Source organism: Arthrobacter sp. SLBN-122, assembly GCF_006715165.1.
GTDB lineage: Bacteria > Actinomycetota > Actinomycetes > Actinomycetales > Micrococcaceae > Arthrobacter.
In genome coordinates, this window is record NZ_VFMS01000001.1 from 946,417 (window position 1) to 961,156 (window position 14,740).

The 14,740-nt window shown below is 68.5% G+C and carries 15 protein-coding genes; 5 read left to right on the plus strand and 10 right to left on the minus strand.

Annotated elements, in window-relative coordinates; genetic code table 11:
• Positions 1-4 precede the first annotated feature (4 nt).
• The 7 genes from FBY36_RS04485 to FBY36_RS04510 are packed head-to-tail and all read right to left on the minus strand — an operon-like array spanning position 5 to position 7,236.
• Positions 5-1,498 (minus strand): 2-oxo acid dehydrogenase subunit E2, encoded by a 1,494-nt coding sequence (locus tag FBY36_RS04485; RefSeq protein ID WP_142117523.1) that lies wholly within the window; start codon positions 1,496-1,498, stop codon positions 5-7.
• Positions 1,491-2,492, minus strand: a complete 1,002-nt coding sequence (locus tag FBY36_RS04490) for an alpha-ketoacid dehydrogenase subunit beta (protein WP_142117524.1) — start codon at positions 2,490-2,492, stop codon at positions 1,491-1,493. Before FBY36_RS04490 ends, FBY36_RS04485 begins: the two co-directional genes overlap by 8 nt.
• On the minus strand, positions 2,489-3,544 hold the full coding sequence (gene pdhA / locus FBY36_RS04495; protein WP_142117525.1) for a pyruvate dehydrogenase (acetyl-transferring) E1 component subunit alpha: 1,056 nt from the start codon (positions 3,542-3,544) through the stop codon (positions 2,489-2,491). Before pdhA ends, FBY36_RS04490 begins: the two co-directional genes overlap by 4 nt.
• Complete coding sequence (gene acsA / locus FBY36_RS04500; protein ID WP_142117526.1) at positions 3,541-5,391, minus strand: acetate--CoA ligase; 1,851 nt, start codon at positions 5,389-5,391, stop codon at positions 3,541-3,543. Before acsA ends, pdhA begins: the two co-directional genes overlap by 4 nt.
• Positions 5,388-6,728 carry a phosphoribosyltransferase family protein gene (locus tag FBY36_RS04505; RefSeq protein WP_142117527.1) on the minus strand — a complete coding sequence of 447 codons (1,341 nt, stop codon included), beginning with the start codon at positions 6,726-6,728 and terminating at the stop codon, positions 5,388-5,390. Before FBY36_RS04505 ends, acsA begins: the two co-directional genes overlap by 4 nt.
• Entirely contained in the window at positions 6,728-6,865 is a 138-nt protein-coding gene (locus FBY36_RS20535; RefSeq protein ID WP_160141874.1) for a hypothetical protein, read from the minus strand. The genes FBY36_RS04505 and FBY36_RS20535 overlap by 1 nt, the downstream gene beginning before the upstream one ends.
• A gap of 14 nt (positions 6,866-6,879) precedes the next feature.
• Entirely contained in the window at positions 6,880-7,236 is a 357-nt protein-coding gene (locus tag FBY36_RS04510; RefSeq protein WP_142117528.1) for an SPW repeat domain-containing protein, read from the minus strand.
• A gap of 306 nt (positions 7,237-7,542) precedes the next feature.
• On the opposite strand from FBY36_RS04510, the gene FBY36_RS04515 reads away from it, so the two are divergent.
• Together FBY36_RS04515 and FBY36_RS04520 are read left to right on the plus strand one after the other, a co-directional pair.
• Positions 7,543-8,685 carry an alkaline phosphatase family protein gene (locus FBY36_RS04515; protein WP_142117529.1) on the plus strand — a complete coding sequence of 381 codons (1,143 nt, stop codon included), beginning with the start codon at positions 7,543-7,545 and terminating at the stop codon, positions 8,683-8,685.
• A gap of 1 nt (position 8,686) precedes the next feature.
• Positions 8,687-10,330, plus strand: a complete 1,644-nt coding sequence (locus FBY36_RS04520; protein ID WP_142117530.1) for a phospholipase C — start codon at positions 8,687-8,689, stop codon at positions 10,328-10,330.
• A gap of 34 nt (positions 10,331-10,364) precedes the next feature.
• Here FBY36_RS04520 and FBY36_RS04525 read toward each other — a convergent pair whose 3' ends face one another.
• Genes FBY36_RS04525 through FBY36_RS04535 form a run of 3 tightly spaced genes read right to left on the minus strand, consistent with a single transcriptional unit; the run spans position 10,365 to position 13,298 of the window.
• Positions 10,365-11,504, minus strand: coding sequence for a carboxylate-amine ligase (locus FBY36_RS04525; protein WP_142117531.1), 1,140 nt, complete (start codon positions 11,502-11,504; stop codon positions 10,365-10,367).
• Positions 11,485-12,918 carry a M20/M25/M40 family metallo-hydrolase gene (locus tag FBY36_RS04530; RefSeq protein ID WP_142117532.1) on the minus strand — a complete coding sequence of 478 codons (1,434 nt, stop codon included), beginning with the start codon at positions 12,916-12,918 and terminating at the stop codon, positions 11,485-11,487. The genes FBY36_RS04525 and FBY36_RS04530 overlap by 20 nt, the downstream gene beginning before the upstream one ends.
• Positions 12,919-12,944: 26 nt before the next feature.
• The gene (locus FBY36_RS04535; protein ID WP_142117533.1) at positions 12,945-13,298 is read right to left on the minus strand and encodes a hypothetical protein; all 354 of its coding nucleotides are present in this window, start codon (positions 13,296-13,298) and stop codon (positions 12,945-12,947) included.
• A 252-nt stretch (positions 13,299-13,550) separates the two neighbouring features.
• Between FBY36_RS04535 and FBY36_RS04540 the strand changes: the two genes are divergently transcribed.
• From FBY36_RS04540 to FBY36_RS04550, 3 genes are read left to right on the plus strand one after another with little or no spacing between them, the layout of a single operon-like run.
• Positions 13,551-13,808 (plus strand): hypothetical protein, encoded by a 258-nt coding sequence (locus tag FBY36_RS04540; protein WP_142117534.1) that lies wholly within the window; start codon positions 13,551-13,553, stop codon positions 13,806-13,808.
• Positions 13,808-14,026 carry a hypothetical protein gene (locus tag FBY36_RS04545; protein ID WP_142117535.1) on the plus strand — a complete coding sequence of 73 codons (219 nt, stop codon included), beginning with the start codon at positions 13,808-13,810 and terminating at the stop codon, positions 14,024-14,026. Before FBY36_RS04540 ends, FBY36_RS04545 begins: the two co-directional genes overlap by 1 nt.
• Positions 14,023-14,739, plus strand: coding sequence for a GAF and ANTAR domain-containing protein (locus FBY36_RS04550; RefSeq protein WP_142117536.1), 717 nt, complete (start codon positions 14,023-14,025; stop codon positions 14,737-14,739). Before FBY36_RS04545 ends, FBY36_RS04550 begins: the two co-directional genes overlap by 4 nt.
• The last annotated feature ends 1 nt before the right edge of the window (position 14,740 follow it).

Consider the following 14,740-nt stretch of genomic DNA (forward strand, 5'->3'; position numbering starts at 1 on the left):
TCGCTCACAGTTCCTCCGGTTTCTGCAGCAGTTCGTCGATGCGGGCCAGGAAACGGCCGCCGCGCAGCCCGTCGCTCACCCGGTGGTCCGCGGACAGGGTGGCGATGGCGGCGTGCCGGGTGCCGAGCATTCCGTTGTGCGCCCACGGCTGCTCCAGCACCTTGCCGAAGCCCACCATGGCTACCTGCGGCGGGTAGATCACCCCGTACACGCTTTCGACGCCGAGATCGCCCAGGTTGGTCACGGTGATGGTGGGGTCGGCCATCTCGGCGCGCTGCAGCCGGCCGGCCCTGGCGCGGCTGACCAGGTCACGCAGCTGGTCCATGAGCTGGTCCAGGCTGAGCGTGTGGGCGTCGTGCAGGGCCGGCGCCACCAGCCCGCCGTGCCGCAGGGCCACCGCCACGCCCAGGTGCACGCTGTTGCTGGGCTGGAACGCACCTTTGGTGAAGAAGCCGTTCATGTCCGGCACCTCCTTCGCCGCAATCGCGGTCGCCTTCAGCAGCAGGGCGGACGGAACCAGGCGCGATGACACGGGCCGCTGCTGGTTTGCTACCTGCATCCACGCCATCGCGGCCGCCAGGTCCAGCGTGGTGGAGAGGTAATAGTGCGGGATCTCCCGCTTGGACCGGGACATCAGCGCGCCGATCGCCTGCCGCAGGCTCTCCGCCTTGCCGCCGGCCGCCGTCGGCTGCTTCCGCCCGGACGCCTCCGCCATGGGTTTGGGCCGGGCTTCCGGCCGTGGGGTTTCCGACGGCGGTGCTTCCGCCGGCTTTTCCGCGCCCTGTACGTTGGGTGACTGTTCCTTGGGTGCCCGTCCCCGGGGCGGCACCGCGGAGAGCACGTCATCTTCCGTCACCGCGCCTCCCGGGCCTGTCCCCGTGACCGCGTGGAGGTCGACGCCGAGTTCTGCGGCCAGCCGCCGGGCCAGCGGGGACGACCGCACGCGGTGGGTTTCAGCCGCCGGCGCAGCGGGCGCTTCGGCAGCCACTGGTGGAGCAGCCGGGGCTTTGGTGACGGACGCTGCCGCGGCGCGTTCGACGTCGGCCCTCACCACTTCACCGCCGGGCCCGCTGCCGCTGATGCGTCCGACGTCGACCCCCAGCGTGTGCGCAAGGTGCCGCACCGGCGGCGGGACCTTTGCGTCGTGTTCCGCCGGCCCGGACCCGGCGCTGCGGTGAGCGGGCGTTGGCTCTTCAGCTGTCAAAGGTGAGCGGGCGTCGGGGGAATTGGCGCCAGAGGTGAGCGGGGGTGGCAGTTCGGCGGGGGTGGCGGTGATCCGGGCGATGGGGGTGCCCACGTCCACGGTGTCGCCGATGTCCACCAGGAACTCGGCCACCACGCCTTCCTGGAACGACTCGATGTCCATGACGGTCTTATCCGTGTCCACGGCCGCCACCAGGTCGCCCTTGTGGATGTAGTCCCCGGGCTTGACCAGCCACTCCACCACCTTGCCGTGCTCCATGTCCGCGCCGAGGGACGGCATCCGGAGTTCAGGCATTGGCCCCCACGGCCCTTCGCGCCGCGGCCACCACCCGTTTCACGGACGGCAGCGCTGCCTCCTCCAGGTGCTTGGCGTAGGGGACGGGCACCTCAAGGCTGCAGACGCGTTCCACGGGGGCGTCGAGGTCGAAGAAGGCCTGCTCACAGATCCTGGCCGAGATCTCGGCGGAGATGCTGCCGCTGCGCCAGCCCTCGTCCACCACCACCGCGCGGTGCGTCCTGGCCACACTGTCTACGACGGTGTGCGCATCCAGCGGGCGGAGGGTGCGAAGGTCGATGACGTCGGCGTCAATGCCCTCCCCGGCCAGCTGCTCGGCGGCGTCCAGCACCATGGGCAGGGTGCCGCCGTACGTGATGAGCGTCAGGGTGTCCCCGCTGTCCCCCTGGCCGTCCGCCCGGCGCAGGACCGCTGCCTTGTCGATGTCCACCGCCCCGGCGTCGTCGTCAAGTTCCCCTGCCATGTTGTACAGCGAGCCGTGTTCGAAAATCAGCACCGGGTCGGGGTCCTGGAGGGCGGTCCACAGCATGCCGCGGGCATCAGCCAGCGTGGCCGGCGCCAGGATCCGCAGCCCGGGAATGTGCGCGTACCAGCCCTCCAGGCTGTGCGAGTGCTGGGCGCCGAGCTGCCGTCCGGCGCCGGTGGTCATCCGGATGACGATGGGCACGTTGAACTGGCCGCCGGACATGTGCAGCAGGGTGGCGGCGTTGTTGATGATCTGGTCCAGCGCCAGCAGGCTGAAGTTGACGGTCATGATTTCGACGACGGGACGCATCCCGCCCAGCGCAGCCCCGATCCCGGCGCCCACGAACCCGGACTCCGACAGCGGGGTGTCACGGATCCGCTCCGGCCCGAACTCCTCCAGCAGTCCCAGGCTGACCGCAAAGCTTCCGCCGTACCGGCCCACGTCCTCGCCCATGAGGAACACCCGTTCGTCGCGCTGCATGGCGTCGCGGAGGCCCGCGCGCATGGCTTCCCGGTAGGTGGTTTTCATCGTGCCGCCCCGCCTTTCCCTGCCTGGCCGCCGCCGGTGGCCGCGGTACCTGTACTGCCGTCATCGGTCCGGTCGCTGTAGACGAACCGGGTGAGTTCGGACACCGGTTCCGGCGTCCCGTTCTCGGCGAATCCGACCGCCGTGCTGATCTCCGCGTCCACGTCCGCCGTGAGCGCAGCCCATGTCTCCTCCGGCAGCTGCCCCGCCGCCTGCATGGTCCCCCGCAGCAGGCTGAGGGGGTCCCGTTCCATCCACCGGGACACCTCGGATTTCTCCCGGTACAGCTCCGGATCGAACATGGAATGGGCTCGGAACCGGTAGGTGCGCAGCTCCAGGAAGTGCGGTCCGCCGCCGGACCGGACGGCGTCCACCGCGCGCCGGGCAGCTTCCTCGACAGCGAGCACGTCCATGCCGTCCACGGCCCAGGCGGAAATCTCATACCCGGCGGCCTTTAGGGCGATGTCCGTCTGGGATTCGGAGCGGCCCAGCGCGGTTCCCATGGCGTAGAGGTTGTTTTCGCAGCAGAACAGCACCGGCAGCTGCCACAGTGCTGCCAGGTTCATGCTTTCGTGGAACTCGCCTTCGGCCACGGCCCCTTCGCCGAAGAAGCAGACGGTCACCCGCTGGCGTCCGGCCATCCGGTCCGCGAGCGCCAGCCCAACGGCGAGCGGCAGGCCGCCTGCCACGATGGCGTTTCCGCCGTAGAAGCGGGTGGCGGCGTCGAAGAGATGCATGGAGCCGCCGCGGCCGCGGCAGCATCCCTCGGCGTGCCCGTACATTTCGGCGAGGATGGCCCCTGCCGAGACGCCGCGCAGGAGGGCATGGCCGTGTTCACGGTACGTGGCCACCACCGCGTCCTCCGGCGAAAGGGTTTCCATGACCCCGGCGGCCACGGCTTCCTCGCCGATGTAGACGTGCAGGAAGCCGCGGATCTTGGCGGCGCTGTACAGCTCGATGCATTTTTCCTCGAGCCGGCGCACCCGCAGCATCTGCCGCAGGAGGTGCAGGGCGTGTTCCGGATCCGGGACGGTCTGGCCCCTCAGGGTGCTCATGGCCGGTCCGTCGGCGTCACGGCCGGTCCCCGCGGGGATTCCAGCGTTGAGGTGTCGCCTTCGGGCAGCCCCAGTTCACGCGATTTCAGGAGCCGCCGCAGGATCTTGCCGCTGCGCGTCTTGGGCAGGGTGGTGGTGAAGTCCAGCAGCCGGGGCGCCACGGCGGCGCCCAGCCGTTTCCGCGCGAACCCGATGATGTCCAGTTGCAGCTGCTCCGTGGGCTCGTTCCCGGGCGTGAGTTCCACGAACGCCTTGACCACCTCGCCGGCCACGGGGTCCGGCACCCCGATCACGCCGGCTTCGGCCACCGCCGGGTGCTCCATGAGGCAGCTCTCCACTTCGAAGGGGCCGATCAGGTGGCCGGAGGACTTGATCACGTCGTCGCCGCGGCCCACGAACCAGAAGTAGCCGTCGCCGTCGCGCTTTGCCAGGTCCCCGGTGAGGTACCAGCCGCCGGCGAAGCAGCGCCGGTAGCGCTCCTCCTCGTTGAGGTAGCCGCGGAACATGGACGGCCAGCCGGGGCGCAGCGCCAGCTCCCCCACGGTGTCCGGCCCGGTGACCAGGACCGCCTGGCCGTCCTTGATGACGAGTTTGCCGTCGGCGTCGCGGGCCACCAGGGCCGCCTCGATCCCGGGCAGCGGCCGGCCCATGGAGCCGGGGCGGATGTCCATGGCGGGATAGTTGGCGATCATGATGCCGCCGGTCTCGGTCTGCCACCAGTTGTCGTGCACCGGCAGGCCCAGGACGTCCTGGCCCCACACCACCGCTTCCGGGTTCAGCGGCTCCCCCACGCTGGCGATAAAACGCAGCGCCGAGAGGTCATGCCCGGCCGCTCTTTCCGCGCCGGCCTTCATCAGCATCCGCAGCGCGGTGGGGGCGGTGTACCAGACCGTGACGCGCTGCTCCGCGAGGATCCGGTACCACCGGTCCGCGTCCAGTTCCTCCTCATCCACAATGGCGGTGACCCCGTGCACCAGCGGCGCGATGATGCCGTAGGACATACCGGTCACCCATCCGGGGTCGGCGGTGCACCAGTAGATGTCGTCAGGGTGCAGGTCCAGGGCGAAGCGGCCCGTGGCGTAGTGGGCGGTGACGGCGTCATGGACGTGGATGGCACCCTTGGGCGTGCCCGTGGTGCCGCTGGTGAAGTGCAGCAGCGCCATGTCGCCGGGTTGGGTACCGGCGATCTCCCCGGTGGGGTCCGCCTGGGCCAGGAGTTCTGCCAGGTCAAGGGTTTCCGGTTCCGGGCTGCCGTCCGCGTCCACCAGCAGGATGTGGCGGAGTCCGGGAAGGAAGTCCCGTACGGGCGCCACCTTTTTGCGGTAAAGGGCCTTGGTGGTCACCAGCACCCGGCCGTCGCCGAGGTGCAGCCGCTGCCGTACCGGTTCGGGGCCGAAGGCGGAGAAGAGCGGGCAAAAGACACTGCCGTTCCGGAAGGTGCCCAGCACGGCGGCATACAGTTCCGGGCTGCGGCCCAGGAGTGAGAAGACCCGCTCGCCGCGGCCCACCCCAAGGCCCTTGAGCATGGCCGCGAACCTGCCGGACCGCTCCGCAAGGCCGGCATAGCTCAGGGACCGGGTGCCGCCGTCGGCCCCCACGAAGCGCAGGGCTTCCTTGCCGCCGCGGCCTTCCGCCACGTGGCGGTCCACGGCCTCGTAGGCGATGTTCAGTCCCCGGCCCCGGGGCAGCCCTGCCAGCGCCTGCCGCGCCTGGTCCCAGGTGAAGCCGCGCCGGGCGGCGTCGTAGTCAGGCATGTTGGGCTGGACCGGGAAGGCGGCCACGTCCTTGCTGATGGCCAGCCAGCGCGTGGATCCTTCCACCCGGGCGCCGGTGTTTGCCGTGTTCATCCCCTGGCCTCCGGCCTGGACCGTCCCACTGGGGACGGCAGGAGGTACTGCCGGAACCAGTCCGCAGCCAGACTCGCTGCCATGGCCAGGGTGCCTGGTTCCTCGAAGAGGTGGGTGGCCCCGGGGATGATCTCCAGCCGGGTGGGGGCCTGCATGGCCGCCATAGCCTGGCGGTTCAGGGCCAGCACCTGGTCGTCGGCGCCGCCGACAATCAAGAGGGTGGGGGCTTTCACGGCCGCGAGCCGCGGCCCGGCCAGGTCCGGGCGGCCACCGCGGGAGACGACGGCGGCCACCTCGGCGCCGGGCTCGGCTGCGGCCCACAGCGCGGCGCCGGCTCCGGTGCTGGCACCGAAGTAGCCGATCCGGCCGGCGGAACCGTCATGCCGCGCTTCGAGCCAGTGGGTTGCGGAGGAAAGCCGCTGGGCCAACAGGCCGATGTCGAACACGTTGGCCCGGCTGACCTCTTCTTCTGGCGTGAGCAGGTCGAGGAGCAGCGTGCCCAGGCCCGCAGCGTGCAGGACGGAGGCCACGAAGCGGTTGCGGGGGCTGTGGCGGCTGCTGCCGCTGCCGTGCGCGAAAAGGACGGTGCCGTCACACCTGGCCGGCAGGTAGAGGCTGCCGCGCAGGACAACACCGCCCGCCGGGATGTCGACGTCGTCCGCCAGACTGCCGTGCACGCGTTCCCCGCCGCTGTGGTGCGGAGCCGGTGCAGCCGCATCAAGCAGCTGCACCACCTCGCCATCGTCCGTGGGCGAGAAGTCGTGGTAGTAGTAGCCCACGGCTTTGAAGTCCTGGGGCGAGAGCAGGCACACGACGTCGTCCGGTTCCTTGAGTTCAACGATGGCACGTGCGGGGGCTACAGGAACGGCAAGGACCACCTTCGCCGCACCGAGCTGCCGGGCCACCTGGCAGGCAACCTTTGCGGTGGAGCCGGTGGCGATGCCGTCGTCCACGATCACCACGGTGCGCCCGGTGAGGTCAAGGCGGCGGCGTCCCTGGCGGAACCGTTCCACCCTGCTTTCCAGCAGTGCCCGCTCCTGCTGTTCCACCTGTTCCAGGTCCTCCTGGGAAACCCGGGCCATGGAGATGGTGCGCGGATCCAGGACCCGGACGCCGCCCTCCCCGATGGCTCCCATGGCCACCTCGGGCTGGAACGGAACGCCTAGTTTCCGTACCACGATCACGTCAAGCGGCGCCTCGAGGGCCTTTGCCACCTCGAATGCCACGGGGACGCCGCCGCGGGGCAGGCCCAGCACCACCACGTCCCGGCCACGCAGGCCGGCGAGCCGCTTGCCCAGCCGCCGCCCGGCGTCGGACCTGTCATGAAAGGCAGCCATTACCGGCGCCCGCCGGCGGTGGACCCGCCAGGCGGGAGTTCCGCCATGGCTTCCAGCGCTGCACGTGAGCCCGGACGGACGGCAGCTTCAACAAGCACGGTTCCATACCCTGCTTCACGGCGCAACACCTCGGTCATGGCGGATACCTCCGCTAGTGCGACATGCGGAAATTGTGATGGGCATCCGTGCTGGGCTTAATGGCCGCGGCCGTGACCACCAGCGCAACAGCGCCCGCAATCCAGGATGTCCACGCAGCGCCCATGGCGCCGGTGTAGGTGCCCATCCACGGCGAGAGGATCAGCAACGCGGCAAGCGCAGCCTGGGCGTATTCCATGACCGGTGTTCCGGGCATGGCCAGGTTGATGACGCCGCTGATGATCAGGAGTCCGCCGAAGAGGAGCATGAAGGTGGTGGACATATTCTGCTGCCGTGTCCACAGGACCGCGATGGCGGTGAAGAGACCGGCGGCAACCGTTACGTAGTCCTGCCACCGATACCACTTTTTCACTGGGTTTTCCTTTCTGATCCGGGCGGGCGGCCTTGCGCTGTCCATCCCGGGAGGGCGTTCGCCGCCCGCAATTCCAGTCAACGCTTCCCGCACACCACCTTCTAGGGCAGAAAGACCTAGGGCTCAGGACCGCGGCCCGGCGGACGGATCCGTCCCCTTAATTCACGGCCAATTCACAGCGATTGCCCCTGCACAACGCGGCCCCGGTATGCAAGAGTGGCGGCAGTGCTGGGGCGCCACTCCTGCCCGGCCCGGGCTGTTGTAAAGGCCGGGCAGGGCAACAGCTGCGACCAAAAGAGGCCGGACATGGAACTCCGTTCAGCTCCCCGGGCGAAGGCCCGCCGATGGCCGGTTCCCGCCCTGCTCCTGGTGGCGCCCCTGTTGGTATCTCTTCTGGCCGGCTGCCAACCGGCCACCCCCGCGCCTGCTCCTTCGCCGTCCCGCAGCATCCAACAGAAGCCGGCAACCCGGTCGGGCACCCCCGGACACGTGTTCGTCATCAACCTCGAAAACAAGGGCTATGACTCGGTGTGGGGTAGCAGCTCCCCTGCCCCGTATCTGTCCGAATCCCTCCGGGACCAGGGCGTACTGCTGGAGAACTACTACGGCATCGGCCACAACTCGCTGCCCAACTACCTGGCCCAGATTTCCGGCCAGCCGCCCAACAACAGCACCCGGCAGGACTGCCCCACCTACACCGCGTTCAAGGCCACCGGTACCGGTCCGGCCGGCACGCTCAAGGGCAACGGCTGCGTCTACCCAAAGGACACCCAGACCGTGGCCGGGCAGCTGACCGCCCAGGGCAAAACGTGGAAGGGCTACATGGAGGACATGCAGCAGCCCTGTGAGCACCCGGCCCTCGGGGAACCCGACAACCACATCCGGGCCACCCCGGACGAGGAATACTCCACGCACCACAATCCCTTTGTCTACTTCCGCTCCGTCATCTCGTCCGGGGACTGTGCCAGGAACGTGGTCAACCTGTCTGACCTTGCGGACGACCTGAAATCCGTGGCCACCACTCCGGACCTGGCCTACATCACGCCCAACCTGTGCCACGACGGACACGATGCCAGCTGCGCCGACGGCAGCCGGGGAGGCCTGGCGGCAGCGGACGCGTGGCTCAAGGACCAAGTGCCCGCCATCCTGTCGTCCCCCGCGTACAAGCAGGACGGCATGCTGGTGATCACCTTCGACGAGACTGACGGGGGCACCGCCGGCCCTTCGGCGGGAGATGCGGGAAGTCCTGCCGGGGGTGCCGCCGGAGGCAAGGTGGGCGCCCTGGTCCTCTCCCCGTTCAGTGCAGCGGGCGCATCGTCGGACCAGCCCTACAACCACTACAGCCTGCTGGCCACCATCGAGGATCTCTTCCACCTCCCGCGGCTGGGAATGGCGGCAGACCCCGGCGTGAAGGCCTTCGGCGGCGACGTCTTCGAGCGGGCGTCCTAAGGTGGGCTTTTTTCCAGGCACGGGACGACGGCGGACTATCCTGGCCGCTGCCGTGATGGTGGCGGTTTTGGTGATTCTCGCCGTCGTACTTTCCACCACGCTGCGTCCAGGCCCACCCGCCGCAAATGGAACCGAGACGGGAATTGCCAAGATCAAGCACGTGGTGATCATTACGCAGGAGAACAGGTCCTTCGACAGCTACTTCGGCACCTACCCCGGCGCCGACGGGATCCCGGCGAAGGACGGCAAACCCGCCGTCTGCCTTCCGGACCCGGCACGGGGCGGCTGCGTGGCGCCCTTCTACGATTCGTCGGACAGCAACGACGGCGGCCCGCACAGTCCTGCGGATGCGGCGGCGGACATCAACAACGGGGCCATGGACGGCTTCGTGGCCCAGGCGGAAAAGGGCATTGCCCACTGTGAACCGGAGGCCACCGACTGCGCGTACAAGACCAGGAAAACCGATGTGATGGGCTACCACGACCGGAAACAGCTGCCCACCTACTGGACCTACGCGGACAACTTCGTGCTGCAGGACCACATGTTCACCTCCGCCGCAGCGGGCAGCCTCCAGGCCCATCTGTACATGGTCTCGGAATGGTCAGCCAAGTGCGCCAAGCCGGGGGACCCGTCGTCGTGCGCCGGTGCACTGGAAGGGCTGGACAATCCACCGGAGAAGGAAAACTTCGATGACAGCCTGATCGGCAAATGCCAGGAAAGCCAGGACGTGCAGCCCTGCCGTGAAGCCCTTGAGGCAGCCGGCGCCGACCCCGGCCTGGTGGTGCAAACCCAGCAGGTGGCCACCGCCAGCTGTAAACGCACCGATTCCTATCCCACCTGCAAGGCCGCGGTGGAGGCCGCCAACCTTCCGGCTGCCCTGAAGGAGAAGCTGGCAGGAGCAGCCAAGAACCTGAAACAGCCGAACTATGCCTGGACCGACCTGACCTACCTGCTGCACAAACATGCAGTGTCCTGGGCGTACTACGTCTTCAGCGGCACCGAGCCGGACTGCCGCAACGATGCCGCCACCTGTGACCCCATTGAACAGGACGCCGAGACGCCGGGCCGCTGGAACCCGCTCCCCTACTTCGACACTGTCAAGGAGAACGGCGAGCAGGGCAACATCAAATCGTTGAGTGGTTTCTACGACGACGCCCGGCAGGGCAGGCTTCCCGCGGTCAGCTGGGTGGCACCCAGCGATGAGGTCAGCGAACACCCTCCGGCCAAAGTCAGCACCGGACAGCAGTATGTTGCCGGGCTGGTCAACGCCGTCATGAGCGGCCCGGACTGGGACAGCACCGCCATCTTCCTGAACTGGGACGACTGGGGCGGGTTCTACGACCATGTCCAGCCGCCTGCGGTGGACAACGCCGGGTTTGGCCTTCGCGTGCCGGCCCTGGTGATCAGCCCCTACGCCAAAAAGGGCTACATTGACCACCAGGTCCTCAGCCAGGACGCCTACTTCAAGTTCATCGAGGATGATTTCCTGGGCGGCGAACGCCTCGACCCCGCCACCGACGGCCGGCCGGACAACCGCCCCGGGGTCCGCGAAAACAACCCGCAGCTGGGCGATCTCACCAAGTCCTTTGACTTCAACCAGGCTCCGCTGCCGCCGTTGATCCTGCCCGACGCAACCACGTACTGATGCCGGCCGCGCCCGGCTTTAGAACGGCTTGGCTCTAGGACACGGTGCAGTCGGCGGCGTCCTGGACGACCCGTTCCAGGTCCCCGGTGCGGTGCAGCACCTCGATCTGCCGTACCGCCCCGGTGCCGCCGGCGAGCACCCTGTCCACCAGGTCCTCCACCCGGTGCAGGTCATCCATGTCCTCCAGCGCCCCACGGACATGGTTCAGCAGGGAATTTACGACGGCGAGCGCGGGCGCAGGGCGGTGCGTTTGGGGATCGAGCAACTCGCCCCGGAGGCCCCAGCGGCTGGCTTTCCAGGCGGCCAGCCGCAGCAGCGCGGACGGCACCGCCACCGGTTGCGTCCCCTCCCGCCATTCGCGGGCCGCGGTTTCCACCAGGCCCCTGGCGATGCCCGCCAGCAGCACGGTGTTCTCCGGCCGCAGGCACACGTCGGCCACGCGGATCTCCACAGTGGGGTAGTGCCGGGAGAGGCGGGCGTCAAAGTAGATCATGCCCTCGTCCAGGGCGACGCCGGTGCTCACCATGTCGTGCACCAGCTGGTGGTAGGCGTCCGGAGTGCCCAGGATGTCCAGCGGCCCGGCGGAGGGCCAGCGGTTCCACACCTGGGAGCGGTAGCTCGCGTAACCGCTGTCCCTGCCGTGCCAGAACGGCGAGTTGGCGCTGAGCGCGATGAGCACCGGCAGCCAGATGCGGATCCGGTCCAGCACGGCCACGGCTTCCTCCGGCGACTCCACGGAGACGTGGATGTGGCAGCCGCAGGTGAGCTGTTCCCTTGCGGTCAGCCCGTACTCCTCTGTCATTGCCTTGAACCTGCGGAGCTGTACGGGGTGGGGATCTGCGGGGAGCGGTGAGGTGCCCAGAGCGGCCACCCGGACGCCGACGTCCTCTGCCGCCTGGTGGGCGATGGCCCGTCCTGCCACGATGTCCTGCTCAAGCGATGCCAGAGTGGCGTGCGGCGGGGTGACCACCTCGATCATTTCCTGCTGGAACTCGGCGGTGAGGACGGGCCCGGCCCCGGCTTCCAGGGGGCGGACGTAGAGGTTGAGGAGGTCTCCTGCCATGGGCACGGCTTCCCCGTTCGCGGGGTCCACCAGGAGCAGCTCCTCCTCAATGCCGAAGGTCCGCTTGCCCGCGCCGGCGCCGCCGGTGCCCTCATTGCCGTAGGTGTCCATCGTCGTCGCCCTTCTCCCGTTGCATGGTTGCAAGTTCGTCCCAGAAGCAGGCCAGCGTCAGGGCCCCGTCCATCAGGACGTCAAGGCTGGCGCTCTCGTCGCTGTCATGCCAGTGGTCCTCCACCAGCCCGGTGCCAAAGAAGAGTACGGGCGCCGCGAGGCTGCGTCCCAGGAGCTCCGCGGGTCCGCCGCCGGCGTTGCCCATCCGCCCCGCCCGTTCGGCGTTGAAGCCACGCGCCATGGCCTTTTCCAAGGCGGCGACGGCTGGATGGTCCGGCGTCACGTAGGGTTCCTGTGCCGTTTCCAGGTCCGGGACCAGGCTGAACCCGTACGCGTCGCCGACGGTGGCTGCCACCCACTCCTGCAGCTGCTCCGCGATCTTTTCCAGGCGCTGGCCGGGAACGGTCCGGAAGCTGAGGTCCGCCGAGGCAACAGCGGGAACGGCGGCGCGGGACACGCCCAGCGGGTCGCCGGCAAGGATGGAGGTGACCTCGACGGCGGGGCGCAGCCACAGCCGTTCCAGCACCGTGTATCCCTTCTCGCCGGTGATTGCGCCGGTTTCGGAGCGTTCCAGCCAGTCCTCCTCGCTGAAGGGCAGGTCCGCCAGCGCGTCCCGGAGATTGGCCGGGAGGGGGTCCACGTCGTCGTAAAAACCGGGAACCGCCACCCGGCCTTCCTGGTCATGCAGGAGCCCCAGCAGCCGGCCAAGCTCGAAGGCGGGGTTGGGCGCGTTGCCCGACACGGCGCCGCTGTGCACGTCCCGCCCGGGCCCATACACCTCCAGGTGCACGCTGAGCATTCCGCGCAGGCTCACACAGACGGCCGGGTGCCGGGCGTGCCAGAGGAGGGTGTCGGAGAAGAGGACCAGGTCCGCGGCGAACCGTTCCGTGTTGTCCTCCAGCAGTTTGGCCAGGTGCGGTGAGCCGCCTTCTTCCTCGCCCTCGATGAGGAACTTCAGGTTGATCTTCGGCGTGCCCGTCTCCTGCAGGTGGGCCCGGAGTCCCTCAAGGTGCGCCAGGATCTGGCCCTTGGCATCGGAGCTTCCCCGGCCGTACAGCCGGCCTTCGCGGAGTACCGGTTCAAAGGGCGTGGTCATTGCCCAGTTCTCCGGCTTCACCTCGCGGACGTCATGGTGGCTGTAGACCAGGACCGTGGGCGCTCCGGCGGCATTGCACCACTCCGCGTACACGGCGTGGGACTCCCCCGTGGGCAGCACCTCCACCACGGGGAAGCCCACTTCGCGGAATTCGGCGGCGAGCCAGTTGGCCGAGCGGAGCAGGTCCTGGGAGTGTTCGGGAACTCCCAGGACGCCCGGGACGCGCACCCACTCCGCCAGCCGCCGCTCCAGCTCCGGCTGACGCGACCGGACGCAGGCACGCAGCCGCCCCACGTCGTCGTGCTCTTCCCCCGCCATCTCCGCGCCCCCGTTCTACGGTCCGGTTAACGCGGCTGCGCAGGGTTGGTCGGTACGCCCTGGGACGGTGGGTTGACGGGCGGGCCCGGCACGCTGGCAGGCTGCTGCGAACCCTGGCCGCCGGACACCTCGGGCGTGGGCGGAGTCTGGGTGCCGCTTGGCTCCGCCCCGTTCTGCAGGGCCTGAAGGCGGTGCTCCAGGACCTGCAGGACGGGCAGGCGGTTCCCGTGCGCCTTCTCGTAGCTGATGAGCTGGTGCACGTCCGCTTCCGTCAGGCCCGTGATCCGCGTGGGCAGCGTTCCTACCGGCAGATGGTCGTAATCCGGAAGGGGCAGGTCGCTGTGGCGGGGAGCGCTGTTGTCCTGGGATGGGTTGTTCATGGTTCCTCCCTTGCTGTTGTGGGTCCTTCTTGGAACTTAGTAAGTACGCTTACTTGTTTCACGGTACCCAAAGGTTTGGCGTTGGTACAGAGCTGCGCCTGCCCGGCTGTACATCCCCCGACTGCTCAGGTAAATTCGAACTTGTGACGGGAATCATGCCCCGTCCTCCCCCGGCCCCCTGCACAGGCCGGCGTGGAGTAGCTGCTGTAGTGCAACGGCGGCGCAGGATGCAGAAGCGAAAGAGCCTTTGACATGGCATTATCGCAATTCCAGCAGTTCCTTGACGAAGCCACGCACCCGGACCCCTTCGACGAATTTCCCCTGGGTCCCGACTGCCTCTACGGCCTTTACGTGAGCTGGGCAGCCCTGCACGGCCGGGCGCCAAAATCCGACCAGGCCTTCCGGGCAGGCATGCTGCGCTGCGGCGTGGACGTCCGGAACAGCCACCTGCGGATGACCGGCCCCGCCGCCGCCGACTACATCGTCTGCAGCTACCCGGCGGTGGCCTGATGTCCACCCAGTTCGACGTGCTGTATCTCAACGGGCACTATATGCACTGCGGAGAACCGATGGGCGCTGCCGGCGCGGAGATGCGCACCATCCACGGCAGCTACGTGAGCGAGCGGCTGCCCGAGGCCTTGGGCGTATACCTGGCCACCAGGGTGTTGCGCTGCGCCTGCGGGTTCCAGATGGAGATCCCGGACCAGGATGACGCGGTGCCGGGATGACACAGCTGCCGCTGGACGATCTGACCGCTGCCGTGGCCCGCATCCGCGGGCTCCTGCTGACGGAGGAGAAGGTGGACCGCGCGGTCTCACTCCTGGCCAAGGCCATTAAGGAGTCGCTGCCGGGCAGTCCCGGTGCCGGCGTGTCCTTGCTGGATGCCGAGGGCAAGCGCACGAGCAGCGCGGCCACCGACTCCCTGGTGGAGAAGCTGGACGCTGCCCAGTACGAGCTGGGTGAGGGCCCCTGCCTTACGTCCTGGGCGGCCGGAAAAGTGGTCATCATCGAGGACCTCCAAACCGATACCCGGTGGCCGCGGTGGCAAACCGCAGTGGCGTCACTCCCGGTCCGGTCGGTGGTGAGCGCGCCGCTGGTGGCCGGCAAGGAAGCGCTGGGCGCCTTCAAGATCTATTCAGCCCTGCCAGGCCAATACGACGAATCAACGGGGCGCGCCCTGGCCCTCTTTGCCGAAACTGCAGCCACCCTGCTGGCCCACATCCAGGGAACCGAAGCCCCGCTCCGGATGGCAGAAAGCCTTAAGGCGAGCTTGGCCAGCCGGGACACCATCAATCGTGCCTGCGGCATGCTGATGGAGCGGCAGGGCATCAGCCATGAACGGGCCTTACAGCAATTAATCCAAAACGCGCGGGTGTCAGGTGCCACCCTGGTTGAGGCCAGCGAGCAGCTGGCCACCAGGGTGCCGCCTGCAGGCTTGTAGG

Coding starts and splice junctions, on each gene's coding strand:
- pdhA (WP_142117525.1), bottom strand. CDS start 3,544: ATGAGCACCCTGAGGGGCCAGACCGTCCCGGATCCGGAACACGCCCTG.
- FBY36_RS20535 (WP_160141874.1), bottom strand. CDS start 6,865: ATGACCGAGGTGTTGCGCCGTGAAGCAGGGTATGGAACCGTGCTTGTT.
- FBY36_RS04485 (WP_142117523.1), bottom strand. CDS start 1,498: ATGCCTGAACTCCGGATGCCGTCCCTCGGCGCGGACATGGAGCACGGC.
- FBY36_RS04505 (WP_142117527.1), bottom strand. CDS start 6,728: ATGGCTGCCTTTCATGACAGGTCCGACGCCGGGCGGCGGCTGGGCAAG.
- FBY36_RS04490 (WP_142117524.1), bottom strand. CDS start 2,492: ATGAAAACCACCTACCGGGAAGCCATGCGCGCGGGCCTCCGCGACGCC.
- FBY36_RS04540 (WP_142117534.1), top strand. CDS start 13,551: ATGGCATTATCGCAATTCCAGCAGTTCCTTGACGAAGCCACGCACCCG.
- FBY36_RS04530 (WP_142117532.1), bottom strand. CDS start 12,918: ATGGCGGGGGAAGAGCACGACGACGTGGGGCGGCTGCGTGCCTGCGTC.
- FBY36_RS04550 (WP_142117536.1), top strand. CDS start 14,023: ATGACACAGCTGCCGCTGGACGATCTGACCGCTGCCGTGGCCCGCATC.
- FBY36_RS04515 (WP_142117529.1), top strand. CDS start 7,543: ATGGAACTCCGTTCAGCTCCCCGGGCGAAGGCCCGCCGATGGCCGGTT.
- FBY36_RS04535 (WP_142117533.1), bottom strand. CDS start 13,298: ATGAACAACCCATCCCAGGACAACAGCGCTCCCCGCCACAGCGACCTG.
- acsA (WP_142117526.1), bottom strand. CDS start 5,391: ATGAACACGGCAAACACCGGCGCCCGGGTGGAAGGATCCACGCGCTGG.
- FBY36_RS04545 (WP_142117535.1), top strand. CDS start 13,808: ATGTCCACCCAGTTCGACGTGCTGTATCTCAACGGGCACTATATGCAC.
- FBY36_RS04525 (WP_142117531.1), bottom strand. CDS start 11,504: ATGGACACCTACGGCAATGAGGGCACCGGCGGCGCCGGCGCGGGCAAG.